Raw genomic sequence first — 6,183 nt, 5'->3', positions numbered from 1 at the left:
AGGGTGATCATGTCGATGAAGTTCTTTTTTCGTACAAGGCCGCCGTAAAATAATCCAACCCCCGGCGTCATGATCATCACGAGCGCCGTTGAGGCAAGGATCCATGCTGTTGCTCCAGAATCCAACGCCATTTAAATCACCTGTGAGAATTATCCATGATTTATGGGTATAGATTTTAAAGAAATTTCCTGTGAACACGGTGATCTTTTAGCTGGATTGTGAGCAAGAATCATTGATGATACTCACGTCCACCGATACCGTACGACAGGTCGAGGAATTGATGGCTGGGTAAAAAATTAATAATTAGTAGGTTGCCAGGTACCGGTCGAGTTCCCACGGGTGGACTGCAAGACGGAACGCATCAGTCTCCGCCTCTGAGATACGTGCGAGGTTCTCTACGATATGGCCGCCGAGTGCATCGCAGAGCACGTTATCCTTCATAAGGTATGCCTGTGACTCCGCGAGGCTTCCGGGCAGCATCTCAATCTTCATCTTCTTGCGCTCCTTGTCGCTCAAATGGTAGATGTTGACGTCAGTGCTATCCGGTGGCATGATCTTGTTCTTGATACCATCGAGACCTGCTGCCAGCATGCAGGCAAACGTCAGGTACGGGTTGCACATCGGATCAGGGCTCCGGAATTCTGTGCGGGTACCGTTGCCCCGGGCGGCGGGGACCCGGATTAAGGCAGAGCGGTTGGTGGTGCTCCATGAGATGTAACATGGAGCTTCGTAGCCAGGGACGAGGCGCTTGTACGAGTTGATGGTGGGATTTGCCACGCGTGTAATCGCCTTTGCGTGCTTCAGAAGACCGCCGATGTAGTAAAGGGCGGTCTGGCTGAGCCCTTTCTCCGAATCCGCGTCGAAGAAGGCGTTCTTGCCACCTTTTGACAGGGAGCAGTGCGTGTGCATGCCACTGCCGTTGATTCCGGCAACGGGTTTTGCCATGAACGATGCATGGAGGCCGTACTTCAGGGCGATCGCCTTTGTCGCGAACTTCTGGGTGATGACCCGGTCGGCGGTGGTGACGGCATCTGTGTACTTGAAGTTGATCTCGTGCTGACTCGCCGCGACTTCGTGGTGGGACATCTCGATCTCAAACCCCATCTGGGTCAGCGAGAGCACGATCTCTCTTCTGACATTCTCAGAAGCATCATTCGGCGCGAGATCGAAATACGCCCCGGTATCCGAGAACTGTGTCGTCGGTTTTCCATCGACACGGTTAAACAGGAAAAATTCGAGTTCGGGGCCGGTATTGAAGGTGTACCCCATCTTCGCGGCTTCCGCCATGGTCTTTTTGAGGGCATACCGGGGATCGCCTTCAAACGGCTTGTTGCCATAGGTGTAAACATCACAAACAAACCGCGCAACTTTTCCTTCGGATGGTCTCCATGGCAAAACCGCGTACGAGGCCGGGTCTGCCTTGAGAAGCATATCTGATTCTTCAATCCGAGTAAACCCATCGATGGAGGAGCCGTCGAACCATGTCCCCTCGGTTAGTGATTTTTCAGCCTGCGCTACGGGTACCGCCGCATTTTTCGGCATTCCCAGAACATCTATAAACTGAAGACGGACGAATTTTACATCATCGGCCTCAATTTTTTTGAGCAACTTGGATACGTCTGTTGACATAAGAAAAAAAGTTCCACCCAATCACATTTATATTTTCTGAACTAACTTCAATAAAGAATGCTCACATTCAATTTCCATGACGTTTTAGTACTATAGATCATTCCGATTTGTGATTACAATGTGCGGTATAATTGGTGTCATCGATAAACGCCGTCAGTGCATGGATGGCAGCAGCATACGGAACTCGCTCGCCATGATGGACGAGCGTGGCAATGGCGAAGGGGCCGGCTATGTAGCCTACGGGATTTATCCGGACTTTGCAGATTCCTATGCCCTTCACGTATTTTTTGACGATGTCCAGGAAAATAAACCGGTACTCGATAAAGAGCTCGAGAGATGGGGCAGCGTGATCCACGATGAAGAGATCCCGACGTATGATTCACGAATAAAAAAGGTGCACATACCGTGGAGATATTTTTTTAAACCTGACCCCGGACTTGCGCCAGAAAGAGATACATCAGCCGACGACCTCGTCATGCACATTGTAATGAGTGTCAACTCGGCACCCAACGGTATCCTCATTTTTTCATCCGGTAAGAATCTTGGGGTATTCAAGGCATCCGGGTGGCCGGAAGAAGTGGCTGACCTGTACCGCATCCAGGACTACAAAGGATATCTCTGGCTCGGTCACAACCGTTACCCTACCAACACCGCAGGCTGGTGGGGCGGCGCACACCCGTTCAATCTTCTCGGGTGGAGTGTTGTTCACAACGGTGAGATCACATCTTATGGCACCAACCAGCGCTATATCGAGAGTTACGGGTACAAGTGCACCATGTTTACCGATACCGAAGTAGTTGCGTATCTCGTTGACCTGCTCGTGCGCAAACACGGGCTTTCAGAAAAGATGGCAGTGCGTGCACTTGCACCCCCATTCTGGAATGAGATCGACCGGATGCCGGCAAAAGAACAGGAGTTGAACCGGGCAATCCGGCTGACCTATGGATCTGCGCTCATGAACGGCCCGTTTGCGATCTGCGTTGCCAGCGAGCATGCCCTTTTAGGTTTTACCGATCGCATCAAGCTGCGACCACTTGTCTCCGGGGAACACGGCGACCGGCTCTACATCTCCAGCGAAGAAGCGGCAATCCGCCGGATCGAACCGCACATCCGGGATGTCCACATGCCAAAGGCGGGCGAGCCGGTGATTGGGAGGGTCATTGCATGACCATCGGTAGTATCCCCCTCAGGTTCAAGGTGGAAATCGATCCCGAGCTCTGTATGCTCTGCGGGCGTTGCGTGGAGAACTGTTCGTACGGAGTGTACCGGATGGAGGGAGATAAAATACGGGTTAATTCACGCAATTGTGTTGCCTGTCACCGATGCACGGCTTTCTGCCCCCGGGACGCCATCAGCATCTACGAAAAACCCACGGACTACCGGAGCCACCCGGTCTGGACGAGGGAGATCCGGGAAGCGGTCTTCAACCAGGCCAAGACCGGTAAGATCATCCTTGCCGGTATGGGAAATGTCCTGCCATATCCCATGATCTTCGACCGGCTCCTCCTTGATGCCTGCCAGGTCACCAATCCGAGCATCGATCCACTCCGGGAGCCGATGGAGCTCCGCACCTATATCGGAAAAAAACCGATTGCGCTCTCCCTTAAGGAATATCCCAACGGTGATGCAGACCTCCTTACAAAGCTCTCCCCCAATCTCCAGATCGAGACCCCGATAATGATCGGGCACATGAGCTATGGCGCGATCAGTCTGCCTGCCCAGCAGGCACTGGCAAAAGCGGTCAGCCGCATCGGTACCTTCATGGGAACCGGGGAAGGAGGGCTTCACGAATCCCTCTACCCTTACCAGAAAAATATCATCGTCCAGGTTGCCTCGGGACGATTCGGGGTCGACATCAATTATCTTGAACGCGGTGCTGCCATCGAGATCAAGATTGGGCAGGGAGCAAAACCGGGTATTGGGGGGCACCTCCCAGGAGAAAAAGTCTGTGCTGACGTTTCCTGTACGCGGATGATTCCTGAAGGCAGCGATGCTATCAGCCCGGCACCCCACCACGATATTTACAGCATAGAGGACCTCAAGCAGCTCGTCCGCAGCCTGAAGGAAGCGACCGAATGGAAAAAGCCGGTCTTCGTAAAGATCGCAGCGGTCCACAACGCGGCCGCAATAGCTGCCGGAATTGCACGCTCGTCTGCAGATGCAGTTGTCATTGACGGGTTCCGCGGGGGTACAGGAGCTGCACCTGTTGTTTTCCGGGACCATGTGGGAATCCCGATCGAGGCAGCAGTTGCCAGTGTGGATGCCAAGCTCCGTCAGCAGGGGATACGGAACGAGGTCTCGATCATCGCAAGCGGCGGTATCCGGCAGAGCGCAGATGTGGCAAAGGTCATCTGCCTCGGTGCCGACGCGGTTTATATCGGGACATCCGCTCTCGTAGCCATGGGATGCCGGGTATGCGGGACCTGCAACCGAGGACAGTGCGCATGGGGTATTGCCACCCAGAAACCTGAACTGACAAAACGGCTCGACCCGGAGACCAACTCAGTCCAAGTCGAGAATCTTATCCACGGGTGGACGCTGGAACTCGCGGAACTTATGGGTGCAGCGGGCATCAACAGCATCGAGAGCCTGCGCGGAAACCGCGATCGTCTCCGTGGGTATATGCTGGACGAGGGCCTCCTGAATGTCCTTGACGTCAAGACCATGGGGGCGTGAAGGTGACCACGGTAACTATTGATGCGAAAGACCTGCATTACACCCCTCTGAACCAGAGGGTACGGAAGGCCATTGCTGAAGGGGCAACGAAGATTGTAATCAACAATGTCCTCGGCCAGAGATTTATTGGTGACGGGCTGAGAGGGGACGGGGTCGAAATTACCGTGAACGGTGTACCGGGAGGGGACCTTGCGATGTTCATGAGCGGCCCAACAATCATCGTTCATGGCAACGCAGACCATGCACCGGGAAATACGATGGACAAGGGCAGGGTCATCATCCATGGCAGTGCCGGTGATGCGGTAGCCCACAGCATGAGGGGGGGATGCATTTATGTACGCGATAATATCGGGTACCGGGGGGGTATCCACATGAAACAGTACATGGAGAAGCGCCCGATCGTGGTGGTTGGCGGATCAGCCCGGGCATTCCTTGGTGAATACATGGCAGGAGGGCTCCTCATTGTCCTGGGATTGGGGGGGGCCACGCCAATCTCGGAACAGGGAGTCGGGAGCGGTATCCATGGAGGGGAGATCTTTGTTCGGGGGAAGGTCGACGGCCTCTGCCTCGGTGTTGGTGCAAAACAGATGCCAGTCACTGACGAACAGAGGGCGATGATAAAACCGATCATTGAAGATTTTGCAAAATGCTATGGAATCGACCCGGCTCCCCTGATCGCATCAGAATTCACGCGCATTGCGGCCGCGAGTGCACGGCCGTTTGCAAGCAAATATACATGGGAGTGAGGGCTATGGCAGCAAAGAGTTATCTCGATTTGAAAAACGAGGTCTGGGATACCGGCAGGTGCTCGGGATGCGGTGCATGCGTGGCGGTCTGCCCTGCGGATGCATTGTATTTTGAAGAAGGGGAGATGGTGACTTCTCCAAAGAGCAACGGCTACTGCAAACAGGCAACTGACAGTGTCAGTTGCGGGGCATGTTACTCGGTCTGCCCCCGCATTGGAGACCAGCCTGCCGAAACGCTTGGAAAATACCTCGAACTGGTGAGCGCAAAAGCGTCTATCGACATTCCGCACCGGCAGAGCGGCGGTGCAGTCACCGCCATCCTTGCCAACGCACTCGATGAGGGACTGATCGATGCCGTTGTCACGGTCACCGAAGATCGCTGGACCCTCAGACCCGCTTCAGTAATTATCACAAAATCCGATGTTCTCGTGCAACAGGCCGGCAGCAGGTACAGCTGGTGGGTACCGCTCCTCGCCGCACTGAAACACGCAGTGGTTGAACGAAAGTTCAAAAAGATTGCAGTCATCGGTGTACCCTGCGCCGTACAGGCTGTTGCACGGATGCGGGAGAGCGACAACGATCTCCTGAAGCCCTACGCCCGGTCGATCCGGCTCATCATCGGGCTGTTCTGTACCGAGGCCTTCGATTATACAGCGCTTGTACAGGGAAAATTAAGAACACATTACAAGCTTGAACCCCACGAGATCCGGAAACTTGATGTGAAGGGCAAACTCGAGGTCCTCAAACAGGACAACAGCACGCTTGTCGTACCGCTCGCTGAACTGGAGACCTGTATCAGGAAAGGCTGCCATTTCTGTATAGATCTTACCGCGGTCCTCTCGGACATTTCTGCGGGTGCTGTCGGAAGCCCGGGCGGTTCAACCACACTTGTCGTTCGTACCCATACCGGTAAGGGATTCGTCGACAGCGCGATCCGGAACAAGAAACTCTCTCGCACCGGTTCTCCTGATATGGCTGCCATCGTAAAACTGGCTGAGGCCAAGATCAGGAAAAACACCCAAAAATAGTTTCATTGAACCGGTTTGCATCAACCTCGTTCTCTCATTTTCTTGCAGGTAACGGGATTCATATACTTTTATAATTGTATATTGTAGTTATACACCCTTGTCCC

At 53.9% G+C, this 6,183-nt stretch carries 5 protein-coding genes and 1 pseudogene; 4 read left to right on the top strand and 2 right to left on the bottom strand.

All coding sequences use genetic code 11. The features are described from left to right. Positions 1–131: pseudogene (locus ABSB80_RS12510) on the bottom strand (ammonium transporter); the annotation flags it as partial. A gap of 172 nt (positions 132–303) precedes the next feature. Next, positions 304–1,629 carry a type I glutamate--ammonia ligase gene (gene glnA / locus ABSB80_RS12505; RefSeq protein WP_428370963.1) on the bottom strand — a complete coding sequence of 442 codons (1,326 nt, stop codon included), beginning with the start codon at positions 1,627–1,629 and terminating at the stop codon, positions 304–306. Positions 1,630–1,747: 118 nt separating this feature from the next. On the opposite strand from glnA, the gene ABSB80_RS12500 reads away from it, so the two are divergent. The 4 genes from ABSB80_RS12500 to ABSB80_RS12485 are packed head-to-tail and all read left to right on the top strand — an operon-like array spanning position 1,748 to position 6,079. Continuing rightward, on the top strand, positions 1,748–2,797 hold the full coding sequence (locus tag ABSB80_RS12500; protein ID WP_428370962.1) for a class II glutamine amidotransferase: 1,050 nt from the start codon (positions 1,748–1,750) through the stop codon (positions 2,795–2,797). Beyond that, entirely contained in the window at positions 2,794–4,305 is a 1,512-nt protein-coding gene (locus ABSB80_RS12495) for a glutamate synthase-related protein (protein ID WP_428370961.1), read from the top strand. The genes ABSB80_RS12500 and ABSB80_RS12495 overlap by 4 nt, the downstream gene beginning before the upstream one ends. 2 nt (positions 4,306–4,307) lie before the next feature. After that, positions 4,308–5,051, top strand: a complete 744-nt coding sequence (locus ABSB80_RS12490; RefSeq protein ID WP_428370960.1) for a GltB/FmdC/FwdC-like GXGXG domain-containing protein — start codon at positions 4,308–4,310, stop codon at positions 5,049–5,051. A gap of 5 nt (positions 5,052–5,056) precedes the next feature. Beyond that, the gene (locus ABSB80_RS12485) at positions 5,057–6,079 is read left to right on the top strand and encodes a Coenzyme F420 hydrogenase/dehydrogenase, beta subunit C-terminal domain (RefSeq protein WP_428370959.1); all 1,023 of its coding nucleotides are present in this window, start codon (positions 5,057–5,059) and stop codon (positions 6,077–6,079) included. Positions 6,080–6,183: the final 104 nt, after the last annotated feature.

The organism is Methanoregula sp., from assembly GCF_050010295.1.
Lineage (GTDB): Archaea > Halobacteriota > Methanomicrobia > Methanomicrobiales > Methanospirillaceae > Methanoregula.
This window is presented reverse-complemented; position numbering and strand designations above follow the sequence as displayed.

Bases quoted from the DNA above. Each gene is read 5' to 3' on its own strand.
- glnA (WP_428370963.1), bottom strand. From the start codon at position 1,629: ATGTCAACAGACGTATCCAAGTTGCTCAAAAAAATTGAGGCCGATGAT.
- ABSB80_RS12500 (WP_428370962.1), top strand. From the start codon at position 1,748: ATGTGCGGTATAATTGGTGTCATCGATAAACGCCGTCAGTGCATGGAT.
- ABSB80_RS12495 (WP_428370961.1), top strand. From the start codon at position 2,794: ATGACCATCGGTAGTATCCCCCTCAGGTTCAAGGTGGAAATCGATCCC.
- ABSB80_RS12485 (WP_428370959.1), top strand. From the start codon at position 5,057: ATGGCAGCAAAGAGTTATCTCGATTTGAAAAACGAGGTCTGGGATACC.